Raw genomic sequence first — 14,341 nt, 5'->3', positions numbered from 1 at the left:
TCCGCGCGTGACAGCCCTCTCGCCAGCAACCGCATCCGCAAGTCGCTCCGCCGGCATCCTCCCCCTTCTGAAGACAGCCTTCGTCAACGCGCTGGTCGCGCTGGTTCTGTTCTCGCTGATGGTCGGCATCCGCACCGAGGCGGGCTCCGACGGCCAGCTCACCTACTGGACACGCTTCGGCGAGCTTGCATCCCTCGTTGCCGCGGTGTTCGGCGGCTCGATCGTGATCGAGCTGCTGCGGCAATGGATCGGTCCGACCGGCGCCGAGAAGCTGGTGCCGCCAGCCGTGCAGAGCGGAATGTCGTTCATCGGCCGCTATCTGGCGCCCGCGCTCTTGATCTTCACGCTGCTGGTGCCTGTCATCTTCTATAACCAGCGCTACATCCTCGACCTTGCCATCCTCGTGCTCACCTATGTCATGCTGGGCTGGGGATTGAACGTCGTGGTCGGCCTCGCCGGCCTGCTCGACCTCGGCTACGTCGCCTTCTATGCGGTCGGCGCCTATTCCTACGGGCTGCTCGCCACCAATTTCGGCTGGTCGTTCTGGATCTGCCTGCCGCTCGCCGGCATCCTCGCCGCGTTCTGGGGCGTGCTGCTGGGCTTCCCCGTACTGCGGCTGCGTGGCGACTATCTCGCCATCGTGACGCTCGCCTTCGGCGAGATCATCCGTCTCGTCATCATCAACTGGCAGGAGCTGACCGGCGGCCCCAACGGCGTCTCCGGCATTCCGCGTCCCTCCTTTTTCGGCATCCCGCTCGACAACAGCGACGACGGCTTAGCGGCCAAGCTCGGCATCGAATACTCGCCGACCCACCGCATCGTCTTCCTGTTCTATCTGATCCTGGCGCTGGCCCTGCTCACCAACTGGGTGACGATCCGCCTGCGCCGCCTGCCGATCGGCCGGGCCTGGGAAGCCTTGCGCGAGGACGAGGTCGCCTGCCGCGCGCTCGGCATCAACACCACGACCACCAAGCTCACCGCGTTCGCGACCGGCGCAATGTTCGGCGGCTTCGCGGGGGCATTCTTCGCCACGCGCCAGGGCTTCATCAGCCCAGAGTCCTTCACCTTCCAGGAATCGGCGCTGGTGCTCGCCATCGTCGTGCTCGGCGGCATGGGCTCGCAGCTCGGCGTTGCGCTTGCGGCGCTTGCCATGATCGGCGGCTTCGAGCTGTTCCGGAGCCTCGAGGGCTACCGCATGCTGGTGTTCGGCATGGCCATGGTGCTGATCATGATCTGGCGGCCGCGCGGGCTGATCGGCCATCGCGCCCCGACCGTGTACCTGACCAAGGCGCAGGCGATCTCCTCCGACCTCGTCAAGGAAGGGCACGGATGAGCGGCGACAAGATCCTCAGTGTCGACCGGCTCACCATGCGCTTCGGCGGCATCGTCGCCGTGCAGGACCTCTCTTTCGCCGCCGAGCGCAAGAGGATCACCGCTTTGATCGGGCCGAACGGCGCCGGCAAGACCACCGTGTTCAACTGCATCACCGGCTTCTACAAGCCGAGCGGCGGCGCCATCCGTCTCACCCATGACGACGGCAGGGTGATCGCGCTGGAGCGGCTGAACGATTTTCGCATCGCCAAGCAGGCCAAGGTGGCCCGCACCTTCCAGAACATCCGCCTGTTTCCCGGCATGACCGCGCTGGAGAACCTGATGGTGGCGCAGCACAACGCCTTGATGCGCGCCTCCGGCTTCACCTTGCTCGGCCTCGTCGGCGCTCCGGTCTACCGGGAGGCCGAAAAGCAGGCGATCGACCTCGCCACCGACTGGCTGAGGCGCGTCAACCTGCTCGACCGCGCCGATGACGCTGCCGGAAATCTCGCCTATGGCGACCAGCGCCGGCTCGAGATCGCGCGCGCGATGTGCACCGAGCCCGCGCTATTGTGCCTGGACGAGCCCGCCGCCGGCCTCAACGCGCGCGAGAGCGCCGCTCTCAGCGAGCTGCTGCTCTCGATCCGCAACGATGGCACCTCGATCCTGCTGATCGAGCACGACATGTCGGTGGTGATGGAGATCTCCGACCACATCGTGGTGATGGATCACGGCGTCAAGATCGCCGAAGGCTCGCCCCGCGAGGTCCGCGACGATCCCAAGGTGATCGCCGCCTATCTCGGCACCGACGAGGACGAGGCCGCGGCGGTGATGGAGAGCGGGTCGTGACGTCGTCCACTCCCCTGCTCGCGATCCGGTCCTTGCGCGCCGCCTACGGCAAGATCGAGGCGCTGAAGGGCGTCGATGTCGAGATCAATGCCGGCGAGATCGTGGCGCTGATCGGCGCCAACGGAGCCGGCAAGTCGACGCTGATGATGACGATCTTCGGCAAGCCGCGCGCCCGCTCAGGCCAGATCCTGTACGAAGGCCGCGACATCACCGGCGTTCCCACCCACGAGATCGCGCATTTGCGCATCGCACAGTCGCCGGAAGGACGCCGCATTTTCCCGCGCATGAGCGTCGCCGAGAACCTCCAGATGGGCGCGGACGCCACCGGATGCACGGACGCCGAACGCGAGACGACACTGCAACGCGTCTTCACGCTGTTCCCGCGGCTGAAGGAACGCTACGCCCAGCGCGGCGGAACCCTGTCCGGCGGCGAGCAGCAGATGCTGGCGATCGGCCGCGCCTTGATGAGCCGGCCGCGCCTGCTCCTGCTCGACGAGCCCTCGCTGGGGCTGGCGCCGCTGATCGCCCGCCAGATTTTCGATGCGATCCGCACCCTGAACCGGCAGGACGGGCTGACCGTGCTGATCGTCGAGCAGAACGCCAACCATGCGCTCAAGCTCGCCCATCGCGGCTATGTCATGGTCAATGGCCTGATCACGCTGGCGGGCAGCGGCGCCGAATTGTTGCAGCGCCCCGAGATCCGCGCCGCCTACCTCGAAGGCGGCCGGCACGGCTGACGGGTCCGGAATGCGACCGCGTGCGGCGGAATGTGGCGAGATATCTCCACACATGCCCGTATTTTGCCGGTGACTTCTCCTCGAATTCATTCAAGAATGGCGCCGGTTTGGACCGGGCATGCCCCGGCAACTTCCACAGGCGACCACCCGCGAGGTATCTCATGAAATCACTGAAGCTCATCGGTCTGGCATTCGGCGCATCGCTCGCGCTGTCGAGCGCGGCATTCGCGCAGGATGTCACCGTCGCAGTCGCAGGCCCGATGACCGGCGGCGAGTCCGCCTTCGGCCGCCAGATGAAGAACGGCGCCGAGATGGCCGTGGCCGATATCAACGCCGCCGGCGGCGTCAACGGCAAGAAGCTCGCGCTCGACGTCGAGGACGACGCCTGCGATCCGAAGCAGGCGCGCTCCGTCGCCGAGAAGATCGCCAGCGCCAAGATGCCGTTCGTCGCCGGGCATTACTGCTCCTCGTCGTCGATCCCGGCCTCGGAAGCCTATGCCGACGGCAACGTGCTCCAGATCACCCCTGCCTCGACCAACCCGACCTTCACCGAGCGCAAGCTCTGGAACGTGGCGCGCGTCTGCGGCCGCGACGATCAGCAGGGCCTGATCGCGGCGCAGTACATCGCCAAGAATTTCAAGGGCAAGAACATCGCCATCCTCAACGACAAGACCACCTACGGCAAGGGTCTTGCCGACGAGACCAAGAAGGCGCTCAACAAGGCCGGCATCACCGAGAAGATGTACGAGTCCTACAACAAGGGCGACAAGGACTTCAACGCGATCGTCTCGCGCCTGAAGCGCGACAACATCGATCTCGTCTATGTCGGCGGCTATCATCAGGAGAGCGGCCTGATCTTGCGTCAGATGCGCGACCAGGGCCTCAAGACGATCCTGATGGCCGGCGACGCGCTCGCCGACAAGGAGTACGCCTCCATCACCGGCCCGGCCGGCGAAGGCACGCTGTTCACCTTCGGCCCCGACCCGCGCAACAAGCCGACCGCCAAGAAGATCGTCGAAGCCTTCAAGGCCAAGGGCATCGATCCCGAAGGCTACACGCTCTACACCTATGCGGCGATGCAGGTCTGGTCGCAAGCGGCCAAGAAGGCCGGCACCACCGACGCCAAGAAGGTCATGGAAGCGATGAAGGCCGGCAAGTGGGACACCGTGATCGGCCCGATCGAGTATGACGCCAAGGGCGACATCAAGCAGATCGATTATGTCGTCTACAAATGGGACGCCAAGGGCGGCTACGCCGAGGTCAGCGGCCAGGGCACGTAAGCGCGCTTGCCGGGCCTCAAGGCCGCCATCACGATCATCAAAGCGCCCCGGCTCGCCCGGGGCGTTTCTTCTTGCGGCAAGCTCAGACGGCCCTGCGGCAAGCTCAGACGGCCGCGGGCAGCTCGCCGCCGGCCGCGGCCTGGGCCTTCCGCAGCGCTTGCAGCAGATCGTTCGGCCGAAACGGCTTTTGCAGGCAGACCACGTTGGCGAGGTGGGACGATTGTTCCATGAAGTCGAGTGCCGTCATCCCGGACACTGCGATGACGGGGAGCCCCGGCGCACGCTCGCGCAGGGTCGCGATCACCTCGACGCCGCTGGTGTCACCAAGGAAGATGTCCACGATCGCCGCGTCGAACGGCTCGTCCGCAAAGGCTTTCAGCCCCGCAGCGCCGCTCTCCGCCTCCACGACCTCGAAACGATTGACCCGCAGCACGATCGCGATCATCGCGCGGACATCCTTCTGGTCGTCGATGATGAGAACGCGGGGCATGGGGACCGACTCCCGACAGCAAGATCGAAATCGTCTGATTTAAACCTGGAACCCGCCGCAGCGGAGGGGCATTATGACACCGTTCAGTAAAGCGCATCTTACCCGCTGCCCATTCCGTGTTCCCATCCCCATTAAGTAAGCTCTAACCTTCGGTTGAGTCGCGGTCGCAAAGGCTCGGGATTCGAGCCCAGAACCCGCTACCATGGAGCAAGGCTGCGGGACTCCGGATGAAGTCGGCGAAGATGGCGAAGACCGGTCGGCGAGAGGTGGACGTGCCCGCAACGATAGACCGAAGCACATTCCTTTCGACCCTGCCGGCCACCTCGACTGACCGCAGCGCAGCATTGTGGATCGTCGGCGTGTCCTCGGTCCTGTTCGCGCTGGCTGTTCCTTTCGCGGGTATCCCGCTGCTGCCGGTCCCGGCTTTCGTGGCGAGTTACCAATCCGCCCTCGCCGTCAGCGATATCGTCACGGCCGTGCTGCTGCTGTCGCAGTTTGCGGTCTTGCGGACCCGCGCGCTGCAATGGCTCGCGACCGGCTACCTGTTCACCGCCGCAGCCGCGCTGGTCCATGCCCTCACCTTCCCGGGCCTGTTCGCCCCGGCCGGGCTTTTCGGCGCAGGCAGCCAGACCACGGTCTGGCTCTACATGATCTGGCACGGCGGCTTCCCGCTGTTCGTGCTGGGCTATGCCTGGCTGAAGGAAAAGGACGGCGGCCCCAGGATCCAGGGCACGATGAGTGCAGCGATCTACGCCTCCGTCTTCGGCGTCATCGCCGCGATGGGCGTGTTCGCCTGGATCGTCACCACTCAGCACGATCTGTTGCCGGTCCTGCTGCGCGATGGCCGCTACACGCCGACCATGATCGGCGTCGTGTCCTTCGTGTGGTCCTTGAGCTTCGCTGCGCTCGTCTCGCTCTGGTTCCGCAGGCCGCATTCGGTGATCGACGTCTGGCTCATGGTGGTCATGTGCGCCTGGCTGTTCGACATCGCGCTCTCGGCGATCGTCAACGTCGCCCGCTTCGATCTCGGCTTCTACGCCGGCCGCCTCTACGGCCTCTGCTCGGCGACCTTCGTTCTGGCCGTGCTGCTGGTTGAGAATGTCCGTCTCCAGGCGCAGACCGCGGGCATGGTCGACGCATTGAAGCGCCAATCGGATGAGGAGCGCAATTATCATGTCGAGCGCGAGCGGTTGTTCACCGCCGTCGTCGCATCCTCCAACGACGCCATCATCACCAAGTCGCTCGACGGCACTATCACGACCTGGAACAACGCGGCCGAGCGCGTCTTCGGCTACTCCGCCAACGAGGCGATCGGCCGTCCCATCGACATCATTATGCCGGAGGATCAGCGCGACGACGTCGCCGAGAACCTGGCCCGCACGCGCAACGGCGAGGTCATCGACCAGCAGGAGACGGTGCGGCTGCACAAGAGCGGCCAGCCGATCGACGTGGTGCTGAGCCAGGTCCCGCTGCGATCGACCGACGGCAAGATCATCGGCGCCTCCAAGGTGGCCCGCGACATCACCGAGCGGAAGCGGACCGAGACAGCGCTCAACCGCGAGATCGAGGAGCGCCAGCGCATCTTCGAGACCTCCCAGGACCTCATCCTGGTCACCGACGGTTTTGGCAATTTCATCCAGGTCAGCCCCAGCGTGAAGGCCATCCTGGGCTTCAGCCCGGAGGACATGGTCGGGCACAGCGCCGTCGAGTTCATCCACCCCGATGACCTCGAGAACACCCGGAACGAGATGCGGGCGGCCCGGCGCGGCGCAGTCAAGCGCAGCTTCGAGGCGCGCTACTATCACTATGACGGCCACGAGGTGACGCTGAACTGGATGGGCACCTGGTCCGAGCCGGTGAAACGCCATTTCTTCATCGGCCGCGACCTCACCGAAAAGCAGGCCGCCGAGGCCCAGCTCAGGCAGGTCCAGAAGATGGACTCCATCGGCCAATTGACCGGCGGCGTCGCCCACGACTTCAACAACGTGCTGACGGTCATCACCGGCACGATCGGAATCCTGGCCGACGCCGTCGCCGACCGACCCGAGCTTGCCGCCATCACCAAGCTGATCGACGATGCCGCCGAGCGCGGCGCGCAACTGACCAAGCATCTGCTCGCCTTCGCCCGCAAACAGCCGCTCCAGCCGCGCGAGATCGACGTCAACGCGCTGGCGCTCGAGGCGGCCAAGCTGCTGCATCCGACACTGGGCGAGCAGATCACGATCATGCCGCAGCTGACCGAGGATGCCTGGCCGACGCTGGTCGATCCGGGCCAGCTCTCCACCGCGATCCTCAATCTCGCGTTGAACGCGCGCGACGCCATGCCCGACGGCGGCACCCTGGTGCTGGAGACCCGCAACGTCTTCCTCGACGACGGCTATGCCAGCATGAATCCCGACGTCGCCGCCGGCAATTACGTGATGATCGCGGTCAGCGACACCGGCAGCGGAATTCCGGCTGAACTGATCGACCGCGTGTTCGATCCGTTCTTCACCACCAAGGAGGTCGGCAAGGGCACGGGCCTCGGGCTCAGCATGGTGTTCGGCTTCGTCAAGCAGTCCGGCGGCCACATCAAGATCTACAGCGAGGAAGGCCACGGCACCAGCGTGAAGATCTACCTGCCGCGATCGAGCGGCGTGCAGGAGACCGAGTACGAGGCGCTGCAGAACGTGCCCATCGCCGGCGGCGACGAGAAGATCCTGATCGTCGAGGACGACGCCTTGGTGCGGCAGTATGTCGTGACCCAGATCAAGAGCCTCGGCTATACCGCGCTCGAAGCCGGCAATGCGGCCGAAGCCCTCACCATCATCGACGCCGACGACAACATCGACCTGCTGTTCACCGACGTCATCATGCCCGGCAACATGAACGGGCGGCAGCTCGCCGACGAGGCGGCGCGGCGGCGACCCGACCTGAAGACGCTGTTCACCTCGGGCTATACCGAGAACGCCATCGTCCACCACGGCCGGCTCGATTCCGGCGTGCTGCTGCTGGCCAAGCCCTACCGCAAGTCCGAGCTCGCCAAGATGCTCAGGACGGCGCTGGTGAGTTGACCGGCGCGAACGTCTTGTGCGGCGTCAACAGGCTCAGCACGAAGAAGACCATCACACCGGCGACTGAAGCGGTGATGCTCACCATCTTGATCTGCGTCAGTACGCTCGCGATACGCACCTCGCCGGTGGTGATCCTATTTGCCGTGAAGAGCCGGGCGAGCATGACATCCTCCGTGACATCGGCGATGCCGTAAAGCACGCTGCTGGCGGCGAAGATGATGACGAGCAGGCGCGCAATGCCGGTGGGCTCGAACTGAAGCAGGACCCACAGCCACAGCGAGGCAGAGAACACAGCTATCGCCACCGCGAATACGATGTCGTTCCAGTACAGGACCGGGCTGACATAGACATCGAGCAGCGTCCGCCGATCGTCGACGAGCTCGCCGTGGAGGCGCTGTTTCACCTGCCGGACCTGATCCGCATTGTAGCCCCTCGGCAGCATTCGCTCCGGAGCTTTCAGATCGGGTTTGAGAGCATGGTCGATCTCGTCGCGATAAGGCTGGTTCGTGACGTAGGCGATACCCCCGACGATGAGGGCGATGAAACTGACCGCGGGCAAGACGTAGCGGAGCGCATCGGCCAGACAGCTCAGCATCTCCAATCTCCCATTCGATGGACGGTTGGCGCAGTCATCTCGCGACATCCCTAGATTGTTCGAGCGCGGCTGCACCGTCAAGCCGCGCGCGTTCGCCGCGCCACCGCGATTGACGGGTTCGTCCGCCGGCGGATAATGCCGCCCTTCGCATCGCAAAATCGAACGTGAGGGAATCGCCATCGTGAACAACCTTCTGACCGACATCGCCGGCGTCCGCGTCGGCCATGCCGAAGATGCGAAAATCGCCTCGGGCGTGACGGCGGTCGTGTTCGACCAGCCGGCCGTTGCGGCGATCGACGTGCGCGGCGGCGGCCCCGGCACCCGCGAGGATGCCCTGCTCGACCTCGCCAACACGGTCGAGCGCGTCGATGCAATCGCGCTGTCGGGCGGCTCGGCCTTCGGACTGGAGACCGGCGGGGGCGTCCAGGCCTGGCTCGCCGAGCAGGGCCGCGGTTTCCGCGTCCGCGAGGCGCTGATCCCGATTGTGCCGGGCGCAATCCTGTTCGATCTGCTCAATGGCGGCGACAAGGCCTGGGGGCGCTTTGCGCCCTATCGCGACCTTGGCTACGCCGCGGCAGCTTCGGCCGCCGCATCCGATTTTGCGCTCGGCAGCGTTGGCGCCGGTTTGGCGCACGACGGCGACCCTCAAGGGCGGGCTCGGCTCGGCGTCCGCCGTCACGAGCAGCGGCGCCAGGGTGGCGGCCATCATCGCCGTCAATGCGGTCGGCAGCGTCACCGTCGGCGACGGCCCATGGTTCTGGGCGGCGCCGTTCGAGGTGACGGGCGAGTTCGGCGGACGCGGCCTACCAAACAAGTTCACGGAGGACATGCTCCGGATGCGCATCAAGGGCGGCCCCGCCGCAGCCGAGCGCGAGAACACCACGATCGGGGTCGTCGTCACCGACGCCACGCTGACCAAACCCCAGGCCAAGCGCCTTGCCATGATCGCGCACACCGGTTTTGCCCGCGCGATCTATCCGGTGCATGCGCCGAACGACGGCGACGTGCTGTTCGCAGCCGCGACCTGCGAGAAGCCGGTCGAGCCGCTCGTCGGCTCACCGAGCTCGGACATGGTCGCCGACCAACGTGGTCGCGCGCGCGAATCGCCCGTGGCGCGCGCGCGCGATCGCCCGTGGCGTCTACAGCGCGACCGCACTGCCGTTCCCGGGCGCGCAGCCGGCGTGGAAGGATCGGTTCGGCTAACCGCCGTGGCCGCGACGTCGGTGCGCTCCCTCGCCCCGCTTGCGGGGAGAGGGTTGGGGTGAGGGGGACTCTCCGCGAGGAAGGTGAGAGTTGAACCCGTGGAGAATCCCCCTCACCCGGAATTCAAGCTCCGCTTGAATTCCGACCTCTCCCCGCAAGCGGGACGTGGTAAGAAGCTCACACGCTCATCGACATTGACGAAGCTGCGGACCCCGCCGCCGACTGCGCCTGGCGCTGCATCATCTGTCCGAACCAGTCATAGGGCGAGTTGCCGCCGCCGTTCGCATTGGACGAGCTGGAGGCGCCCGGCACCGTGGTCGACATCTTGAAGCCGTCGGCATAGGTGACGGTGGTAGTGGTCGAGCCGTCGGCATTGGTCGTCGTGGTCGAGGTCGATCCGCCGCTCGACGAGGACGAGGAATCCGAGCCGCTGCCGGAGGCATCGCCTGAGCCACTCGCCCCATGCGCATGGTGGCCGTGATGGCTGCTCTTGAGCGCCTTCGACATCTCGTCCAGGCTGACGCTGCCGTCGGAATTCGTATCCATCTTCGAGAAGACGTCGTCGGCCTGCGCCAGATTGGTGCCGCCGGCTCCGAGCGCGTTCTCGAATTCCGACTGGGTGATGTTGCCATCGCCGTCCGCATCGATCTGCGAGAACAGGTCCTTCAGCGCCGCGTCCCGGCTCGTCGACGTCGAGGAGGTCGAGCTCGACGAGGTCGAGCTGGTCGCGCTGCCGGTCGTGTCCGACGACTGGCTCTGCGCCGCGATCAGCGCGCTCATCGTCTCCGGCGAGATCTGCGCGCAATTGCCCGCATTGACCGACGAGGTCGCGCCGCTGCTCGTGCTGTTGCCGCTGTCGATTGCGAACGGATTGGTCGCTGCGCCTTGCGAAGATCCGGTCTTCTGCGTCGAGGAGGACGATTTCGAGTTCGTCAGCGATTGGATCGCGTCGAGCGCGCTCGATACGGCACCAAGGGCGAACAACATTGCACAACTCCAACCGATGCGGCATGCCGCGGCCAATGTTCTGGACGTGAAGTCAGCAAGCGTCGTGCCAGCGCGAAAAGCTCAATGAAATCCGCCCTCGCCGCGCCTGGCGGGGGGCGGGAACACCGGCAATTCATGCCGGTCGAGGCAGAAATTTCCGCCCACAGGAAGCACGCCTCCCCTGCATTGCCCGGCCGAGATGCCCATGTTAGGCGGGGCCTGATCTTCCTACGGCCGCCACGGAAACCGCGCCATGACCCAAGCTTTCGCCCCCCGCCCCCTGGCCATCGCGCCCTCGATCCTGGCTTCGGATTTCTCCAGGCTCGGCGAAGAGGTGCGCGCGGTGGACGCTGCCGGCGCCGACTGGATCCATCTCGACGTGATGGACGGGCACTTCGTTCCCAACATCTCCTACGGCCCCGACGTCATCAAGGCGATGCGCCCGCACACCAAGAAGGTGTTCGACGCTCATCTGATGATCTCGCCCTGCGATCCCTATCTCGAGGCCTTTGCGAAGGCCGGCTGCGACCACATCACCGTGCATGCGGAGGCCGGTCCCCATCTGCACCGTTCGCTCCAGGCGATCCGCGCGCTCGGCAAGAAGGCCGGCGTCTCGCTGAATCCGGGCACGCCGATCGGGGTGCTCGAATACGTCCTCGACCTCGTCGACCTCGTGCTGGTGATGTCGGTCAATCCCGGCTTCGGCGGTCAGGCCTTCATCCCCTCCGCGATCGGCAAGATCCGCGACATCCGCGCGATGACGGCGGGCCGTCCGATCGACATCGAGGTCGATGGCGGCGTCGGCCCGGACGTTGCGGGCGCGCTGGCAGCAGCCGGTGCCAACGCCTTTGTCGCCGGCACCTCCGTGTTCAAGGGCGGCACGCAGGACGCCTACAAGACCAACATCGCCGCGATCCGCAACGCCGCGCTCGGGGCCCGCGGCGAAGCGATCTGAGCTGCACTCAAAAGCTTGACGCGACAGTGCAAACGTTGCGGCTCTTGCCGCAGTGCAGCGGGCAATTCGTCAAATTACAACCAAATTCCGTACTCCTCCGGACTTCCCTGATTCGCGCAAATCACCGCAAGTGACTTCTGTCTGCTTTTGACGGGAGCACATCATGACGACGACCCTGGTTTGGACTGGCGTGGCGTTGTGGCTCGGGTTCAATGCTGCGATTGCGGCTCGCTGCATCTACGTGACGCGACCGGTGAAGGTCGCGGCTTCCGCCCGCATCATCCACCTTCATCGTCGCCGGGGCTGAGCGCCATGCAGATCGCACTCGTGAAACGCCAGCCGAAGCGCAGGTGCCGGATCCCACGTCGCCCGCATCCGGGCCTCGACTATTTCTTCGGCCGCCTCGAACGCACCGATGCCACGCTGGATGACGATGCCGGGCTCGACAATCCGGATCTGGACCAACGCCGCCACTGAGACTTCCTCTTCCGGAACGCCACCATGAAGCCGCACTGCCCGAACTGCCTGAAGGAAATGACCAAGGCGTCCGCGTCGCGTAACCTGTTCAATTGCGAGCCCTGCCGCGAGATCATCCAGTATTTTGGCGGCAGCGCAGATCACGGCGAACCGGGCCCGCATTTCTCGTGGCCGATCCGCCGCAAGCGCGCCGCCCACACCGCTCACGCGGCGTGATCTAGCCCCACACCACGCCGGCCTCTGGTTTCGCCGCGGCCATCCGCGGCGGCCGCACCACGGTCACCGTGCAGGTCGCCTCCGCAGCCACCTTGGCCGAGACGCTGCCGAGCCAGGTACGCCTGAACGAATTCTGCCGCGCCCCGATGATGAGATGGTCGACCGAGTTCACCTCGGCGAATTCCAGCAGCGCGGTAGCAGGATCGACCGCCTCCAGCACGTGAACCGACAGTCGGCTCTCGTCGAGCTTCAGCGGCGTGGCCCAATGCCGGAGCGCAACCAGGCGGTCGATGTGCTTGTTGGAGCCCTGCTCGTCCAGCGTCTTGTCGATGGCGATGCGGTTGAGCTTGAGGACATTGACGCAGGCAAGTCGCGCCGAAGGTAACGTGGCCAGAATGCGCTCTGTGGTAATGCGCAGCGCCTCGTTCAGCTCGGGGGCGCCTTCGGCGGTATCGAGCGCGACCGCAAGGATCGGGCTCGATGCGATCTGTTCCGCGACGTCGGATTTGGCGCGCGGCCGCATCACGCCCTGATTGAAGCGGCGCCGCCAGGCGACGCTGAGCGGATCGCGCTTCAACCGCTCCGAGCGCGCGGTGAGCTTGACCTGGTCCGGATGAGCGAGATCGAAGGCGAGCTGGGACGCGGTCGGATAGCGCCACACCGGCTCGATCTCCAGACACCGCAGCACCACCTCCTGGAGCCAGGGCGGATAGTCGGCGCGCAGTGCCGCGCGGATGCGGATCGCGCCACAGCCTGCGCCGCATCGCGCGCAGCGTCTCGCCCTCGCCGAACGGACGCTCGCCCGTGGTGAAGAAATAGAGCAGCACGCCGAGCGAGAACAGATCACTGCGCGGATCGTCGCGCACACCCAACAGCCGCTCCGGCGCCATATAGGGCGCAGTGCCGTAAGGCAGGCGGAACTCCTCCTGCAACAGGTCAGGCAGATGGTCATGGTGCGACAGGCCGTAGTCGATCAGCACCGCCTCGCCGCTCTCGCGGAACATGATGCTGCTCGGCTTGATGTCGTGATGGATCACGTTCTGCCGGTGCAGGTCGGCGAGTGCGGTCGCGACCTTGGCGACGAGCTGCCGCGCCTCATCGTAGGGCAGCGGCAAATCGGGCAACCGCTTGTAGAGCGTGGTGCCGGCGATGCGCTCGATCACGACATAGGCCTGATGCGCGAAATCGCCGGTGCCGAAGCACGAGGGCACGTGCGGGCCCGCGAGCCGCGGCAGGATCATCATCTCCATCTCGAAGGAGACGATCGCGGCGGGGTCCTCGCCCTCCGACACCCGCGGGATCTTCATCAGCAGCGGCACGTCGATATCGGGATGGGTGACCGTCCACAGCGTCGCCATCCCGCCGGCATGGACGCATTCGCCGATGGTGTAGCCGTCGATGACGGCGCCTGACTTGACCAGGGGTTGGGGCATCGGCCGCTAGCGCCCCTGCGACAGCCGGTCGGCCAGCCAGTGCGGCAGGCCGTTGTCGCGGATCCGGCTCGCGGCCGCCTCGATGTCGTAAGGCGCGCGGCAATAGGTGATCACGCAGGAGACCGTGTCGAACAGCACGAAGGCCGCGGAGGGATCGCCGTCGCGGGGCTGGCCAACCGAGCCGATCACGGCGAGCCATTGCCGTCCGCGCAGCAGCGGCACGGGGACATCGGTCTTGGGCACGAGGCTCGTCATCTTCGCCGTTACCGACATCGAATAGAGCGCCGGACGGTGGATGTGGCCGCAGAACGTGACATGGGCGGGCGTCGCGATCAGGCTCTTGGCCGCATCCGCCGTCGAGCGGACATAGTGCCAGCGCTGCGGGCTGGAGGCTTCCGAGTGGACGTAAAGGCGCTCCTTCTCGTCGACCGCCATCGGCAGCCCGGCCAGGAACCGCCGCTGCACCACGTCGAGGCGGCCGCGTGTCCATTCGATCGCGATCTGCGCCTCGGCATTCATGGTCTCGGTCTTGGTGTTGACGGCCTCGTCATGATTGCCGCGGACGGCGATGGCGCCCTCCGCGACCAGCGCCATCGCGGTTTCCACGACCCATTCCGGATCGGCGCCATAGCCGACGAAATCGCCGAGCAGCACGAACCGCTCCGCGCCCCGCGCACGGGCCGCCTTCAGGCAGGCCTCGAACGCCTGCCTGTTGCCGTGGATATCCGAGAAGACAGCGAGAAGCACGCACCCTC

Annotated in this window: 13 protein-coding genes and 2 pseudogenes; 10 read left to right on the top strand and 5 right to left on the bottom strand. The window is 65.9% G+C overall.

All coding sequences use genetic code 11. From position 1 onward, the window contains the following. The first annotated feature begins 7 nt into the window (after window positions 1-7). From livM to FOM02_RS04735, 4 genes are all read left to right on the top strand, one after another. Window positions 8-1,333, top strand: a complete 1,326-nt coding sequence (livM, locus tag FOM02_RS04750; protein ID WP_027560194.1) for a high-affinity branched-chain amino acid ABC transporter permease LivM — start codon at window positions 8-10, stop codon at window positions 1,331-1,333. Beyond that, complete coding sequence (locus FOM02_RS04745; protein WP_027560195.1) at window positions 1,330-2,160, top strand: ABC transporter ATP-binding protein; 831 nt, start codon at window positions 1,330-1,332, stop codon at window positions 2,158-2,160. Before livM ends, FOM02_RS04745 begins: the two co-directional genes overlap by 4 nt. Further along, complete coding sequence (locus FOM02_RS04740; protein WP_027560196.1) at window positions 2,157-2,897, top strand: ABC transporter ATP-binding protein; 741 nt, start codon at window positions 2,157-2,159, stop codon at window positions 2,895-2,897. Before FOM02_RS04745 ends, FOM02_RS04740 begins: the two co-directional genes overlap by 4 nt. A gap of 161 nt (window positions 2,898-3,058) precedes the next feature. Then, window positions 3,059-4,177, top strand: coding sequence for a branched-chain amino acid ABC transporter substrate-binding protein (locus tag FOM02_RS04735; RefSeq protein ID WP_027560197.1), 1,119 nt, complete (start codon window positions 3,059-3,061; stop codon window positions 4,175-4,177). A 103-nt stretch (window positions 4,178-4,280) separates the two neighbouring features. On the opposite strand, the gene FOM02_RS04730 is transcribed toward FOM02_RS04735, so the two are convergent. Continuing rightward, the gene (locus FOM02_RS04730; protein ID WP_027560198.1) at window positions 4,281-4,667 is read right to left on the bottom strand and encodes a response regulator; all 387 of its coding nucleotides are present in this window, start codon (window positions 4,665-4,667) and stop codon (window positions 4,281-4,283) included. Window positions 4,668-4,894: 227 nt separating this feature from the next. Here FOM02_RS04730 and FOM02_RS04725 point away from each other — a divergent pair, with 227 nt between their 5' ends. Then, complete coding sequence (locus FOM02_RS04725; protein WP_092213525.1) at window positions 4,895-7,720, top strand: PAS domain S-box protein; 2,826 nt, start codon at window positions 4,895-4,897, stop codon at window positions 7,718-7,720. Here FOM02_RS04725 and FOM02_RS04720 read toward each other — a convergent pair. Next, on the bottom strand, window positions 7,698-8,396 hold the full coding sequence (locus tag FOM02_RS04720) for a hypothetical protein (RefSeq protein ID WP_265441466.1): 699 nt from the start codon (window positions 8,394-8,396) through the stop codon (window positions 7,698-7,700). The two genes, FOM02_RS04725 and FOM02_RS04720, sit on opposite strands and share 23 nt — an antisense overlap. A 100-nt stretch (window positions 8,397-8,496) precedes the next feature. Here FOM02_RS04720 and FOM02_RS04715 point away from each other — a divergent pair. Further along, window positions 8,497-9,518 (top strand): annotated as a pseudogene (locus FOM02_RS04715) (P1 family peptidase). A gap of 177 nt (window positions 9,519-9,695) precedes the next feature. Here the strand turns inward: FOM02_RS04715 and FOM02_RS04710 are convergent. Then, window positions 9,696-10,505: an EF-hand domain-containing protein gene (locus FOM02_RS04710; protein WP_027560202.1), complete on the bottom strand. Its 810-nt coding sequence runs from the start codon at window positions 10,503-10,505 to the stop codon at window positions 9,696-9,698. Window positions 10,506-10,758: 253 nt separating this feature from the next. On the opposite strand from FOM02_RS04710, the gene rpe reads away from it, so the two are divergent. The 4 genes from rpe to FOM02_RS04690 all read left to right on the top strand — a co-directional run bounded on the left by rpe (window position 10,759) and on the right by FOM02_RS04690 (window position 12,153). Then, entirely contained in the window at window positions 10,759-11,460 is a 702-nt protein-coding gene (gene rpe, locus FOM02_RS04705) for a ribulose-phosphate 3-epimerase (RefSeq protein ID WP_027560203.1), read from the top strand. A gap of 163 nt (window positions 11,461-11,623) precedes the next feature. Then, complete coding sequence (locus FOM02_RS04700; RefSeq protein WP_167336488.1) at window positions 11,624-11,767, top strand: hypothetical protein; 144 nt, start codon at window positions 11,624-11,626, stop codon at window positions 11,765-11,767. Between the two features lie 5 nt (window positions 11,768-11,772). After that, entirely contained in the window at window positions 11,773-11,937 is a 165-nt protein-coding gene (locus FOM02_RS04695) for a hypothetical protein (protein ID WP_167336487.1), read from the top strand. A gap of 24 nt (window positions 11,938-11,961) precedes the next feature. Then, window positions 11,962-12,153: a hypothetical protein gene (locus tag FOM02_RS04690; protein WP_027560204.1), complete on the top strand. Its 192-nt coding sequence runs from the start codon at window positions 11,962-11,964 to the stop codon at window positions 12,151-12,153. 1 nt (window position 12,154) lies between these two features. On the opposite strand, the pseudogene FOM02_RS04685 reads toward FOM02_RS04690, so the two are convergent. Together FOM02_RS04685 and FOM02_RS04680 are read right to left on the bottom strand one after the other, a co-directional pair. Continuing rightward, window positions 12,155-13,586, bottom strand: a pseudogene (locus tag FOM02_RS04685) (serine/threonine protein kinase). Between the two features lie 6 nt (window positions 13,587-13,592). Next, window positions 13,593-14,333, bottom strand: coding sequence for a metallophosphoesterase family protein (locus FOM02_RS04680; RefSeq protein ID WP_027560206.1), 741 nt, complete (start codon window positions 14,331-14,333; stop codon window positions 13,593-13,595). Window positions 14,334-14,341: the final 8 nt, after the last annotated feature.

Source organism: Bradyrhizobium sp. SEMIA (assembly GCF_014844175.1).
Taxonomy (GTDB): domain Bacteria; phylum Pseudomonadota; class Alphaproteobacteria; order Rhizobiales; family Xanthobacteraceae; genus Bradyrhizobium; species Bradyrhizobium arachidis.
Note: the sequence above shows the minus strand (reverse complement) of the source record. Positions and strands in the feature narration are given on the sequence as shown.